Annotated in this window: 1 protein-coding gene; it reads left to right on the top strand. The window is 46.3% G+C overall.

What is annotated here, in order from left to right; all coding sequences use genetic code 11:
- Positions 1–165: 165 nt before the first annotated feature.
- Positions 166–3,978, top strand: a 3,813-nt coding sequence (locus HOY35_RS13250) for an InlB B-repeat-containing protein (RefSeq protein WP_172285859.1), incomplete at its 3' end; no start/stop codon positions are given.

The following is a 3,978-nucleotide window of genomic DNA, read 5'->3' as shown; positions in this document are numbered from 1 at the left end:
ACGACACGACACGACACGACACGACACGACACGACACGACACGACACGACACGACACGACACGACACGACACAGCGCTAAGCATCACGCCACCTTTTTTTACAACGATAGCTAATTATTAATTATCAATTATCGATTAATTTAAAATGAAAAAAGGGGCGTTAAAATGAAAAAACGACAGTTAAAACAGGGCGTGTGCTTCGGGCTAGCAGTCAGTGTGCTGGCATTGGTTTTGGTGCTAATCAAGCCTGAGCTTGCCAGTGCATACGATGTGGTCGATGACATCGTAACCGTCACAGAAGCGGACGGCAAAGATTTCAATGCAATCTATGACAAATATAAGGAACACAGCATTATCGTGCTGCCGAAAGGCACCTATACACTCAGTGACACGCTGGTGATTGATCAGCCAGTGATTATCCGAGCTGCCGATGACTTATCAGCAGATGACGTCATCATCGACGGTGGGGCGAAAGAAGTATCAATACCGATAGCTGAGCCTAGTGAGGCAGACTTCAAGCATCAGCTTCATATGGAGAATCCATACGCGATGCTTCAAGGCCTAACCTTAGAGCATTTCATGGGTTTTCAAACAAAAACTCAAACTGGCGAAGCACTTAATAGTTATCCAACTGTACAAAATTTTGATAACTGGGCAAAAACGGCAGCTTCTGCCATTTCAATTAATGGTAGCTTGGATAGAGTTAAGATCGTTAAAAACTTTATGGGTGATGAGGTCAACTTGTCAAATACTGCTGCCAGCTTATATAGCCCGATTATCTTAATTAATGGTGCTTCGATTTCTAACACTCTGATTGCTTATAACGGCTATACTCATTTAAAGCCGGATTCGAGTTATGAATATGTTGGAACTGCTGATTTAATGACTAGCTTTGGCTATAGTCGTTTAACGAATAATACAATGATTGCTAATAACACAGGTCATTTAAAAGCTGATAATGGTCAGCTTTGGGCTGCAAATGGCGATCTCGTGTTGCAAAATAATATTTTCTTAGCTTTAAAAGAGGGCGTACAAGTCACAGGTGGGGGAACTGATTCACGCTATCTCTCAGGTCTTCTCCAAACCAAGAGTCCTTGGAGTATGTCCGATTGGGCTAAAACTGCCTTAAATTATCAATATGGCGGTTCAGATAAGAATATCTATTGGTTTGATGGTAAGTGGCAGATTACTGGCAATCAGAGCCATCCAGAATTAAATGCCTTAACTCTTGCAATCGATGGTGCTGGCTTAAAAAATTTGGAGCTCTATCTGAATACTGCCTTGACTAAAGCTGAGGTTTCAGCAATGTTTGAAAGCTTTGCTTCCGATAAGCTAGGCTACAAAAATCCAGATGGTTCTTCCAATGAAGCTTTGACTTTCGACTTCACACCAAAGGGCGCTTTGCTGGTCGACCAAGGGTTTGATTGCTACTATCCACAGATTGGCTTAGATGCAAAGGGTGATTCACGCTTACAGGGGGCAAAGCCTGACCTTGGCGCCTATGAGTCAGCTGGCGATGCGCCTGACTGGCAGATTGACGGTGTGACGGATAGTTTTTATATCACGGAAAATGGTGCCGGCAAAAAGGATGGTTCAAGCTGGGACGATGCCTATGCGGGTAAAGACGATATTCAGTATGGCATTATCCTTGCCCACAGGGCGGGTGTGGTAAATATCTATGTTGATGAAGGAACCTTTAATGTGCATGGCAGGCCCTATCTCTACAATGCCTATGCGAATGGTTATACGACAACCGTTTGGGACGGGGTGATTTTGGCGCCTGTCCGTGATAGCTTAGATGAGGATACGACTAAGGGGATGAGCCTTTATGGTAAGCGCAATCAAGCAGGTGAACCAACAACGCGTCTCATCGGTCAAACCTCCACGATTTTAACTACGGAGGTCGGCGCATTTCCTTATGGTAACAATCAGCTGCCAACGGCTGATGCGCATACATATCGTTGGCAGTCAGCATTTGCTTCACACACGGCGCGAACAACCTACGGTACGCGGATTATTTCACAGGTCGAACCTGTTAAAGGGACGGTCGATAGTGTCGTTGTCGCTGGCGGCTATGTCGCGACTGCCCTACCTACCTTGACCTCGCCGAGATGGACGATTTCAGAGGAGCTGGCTAACCACAATCTAGCCAAGGGTGGTGGCGGAGTCTATCTTTGGAATGGCACGATTAAAAATAGTGTGATTCAAAATAATTATGAGGCACGTGCTTTTGTCAATCGTTTTAGCTGTGGTGGCGGTATTTTTTTGAATGATAGCTCAACAATGGAAAACACGAAGGTCATTGGCAATTATTCCGAAACAACTGGAGGTGGCGTTTTAGCAGCCGGCTCTAATACGACGGTTAAAAACTCATTGATTACCGGAAACGTTGCCTTTGAGGACGGTGGCGGTCTAGCGACTGGTGCTCAGCCGGCGGATGAGCAGGCTAACAACCCAACTAAGATTATCAATACCGTGATCAATGGCAACTATGCCTTGGGCTTGAGCTGGAATACCGCCGATGCCAACTTTAGAAGCTGGCAAATTATTCCAGATCAGACCATGGGGAGAGGCGGCGGTCTTTTACTTCATAAGTACGCTGAGGTTAAGGGCACAACCATTGCCGATAACTTTGCACCAAACGGCGATAATGTCTATATGACCGGTGGACTCTTGAAAAATACGGCGATTTATAGCGCCTATAATTATAACACGCGCAGTGAGATTTCAGGTGCTGGTGCTACGATGCCACTTTACTTGCTTTATGGCATTAACTACTATAGCGGTAGCTATTCTGAAGGTTTGAATGGCTTTATTCCATCATTTTTACCGAATAGTCCACAGCAGCCGTCAGGCTATAACTCAATTATTTCAGGTGCACAGATTATGAAATATTTTGTTTTGCCAAGAATCGCTGCTAGAGCAGCACCAGAGTTTGTTGATTTGGCGATTGAAGCGACCAATGCTGAGCAGATCAAGGCAAATATTCAAAATAGCGCCTTTAAAAATGTCGCAGTAGCCACTGAAACAACCACAGCCACGACCTTGAGCAAGGTTAACGCGACAGGGATTGGACAAAACTCAGTGGTCTACGCGACTATGTCTGCTCTATTTGCGAATGCAAGCTATGGTAATTATCAGAATGGTTGGCCATTAGAAGATGTCGTCTGGCATGCTACAAATGTGGTTGGGCTTCCAATGTATGTCGCGAATCGCTCGTCTACAACAGCGCTACCAGAGGCATCTCAGCTGGCGAATCGAGGCGTTTCGGATGCCGATATGCTCAGGGATTATTTTGGTGATGCGCGAGCTAGTAATGATATTGGTGCCTTTACAGCTAAGGTTCTTGCAGGTGTGAACTATCAGGTGAGCTACCATAAAGGAACCAATGATATCGTAACAGACTTGCCAAGCGGGGCGCTAGTGACAGAGAATGCCGCCTTTGCCATAGCAGACTCAGTCCCCTTGCGTGCAGGCTATGTCTTTTCTGGCTGGCAGGCAGATGACGCTGACGAGACACTTTATCAAGCGGGAGAAACGATTTCATCGGTCACTCGTGATACAGTCTTGACAGCGCAATGGCGGGCAGTTCATACCGTCAGCTATGCGAGTGGCGCAGGTGATGAAGCAATTGAACTGCCAGCAGCTGATACAGTTGCCGACGGTGCTGACTATTCTATTTCAGCTAACGCGCCTAGCCGAGCTGGCTATCGGTTCACCGGCTGGCAGGCTGGAGAGAGAATTTATCAACCAAATGACAAGCTTGAAAACGTGACAGCAGATGTGACGTTGACAGCACAATGGCAGGCAGCCTATACTGTCAGCTACCAAGCGGGCACGACAGACGAGGTAGAGAACGTACCCGCGACAGCGACGGTCTATCTAGGCGATGATTATCTCATTTCAAATAAAACACCAACCCGTGAGGGTCATGTCTTTACTGGCTGGCGTCAAGCAGAGACAGAAACAGCTTATCAG

Origin of the sequence: Enterococcus sp. MMGLQ5-1 (assembly GCF_013155265.1) — a bacterium.
Taxonomy (GTDB): Bacteria; Bacillota; Bacilli; order Lactobacillales; family Streptococcaceae; genus MMGLQ5-1.
The sequence above is the reverse complement of the archived record's forward strand: the minus strand, read 5'-3'. Positions and strand labels throughout refer to the sequence as shown.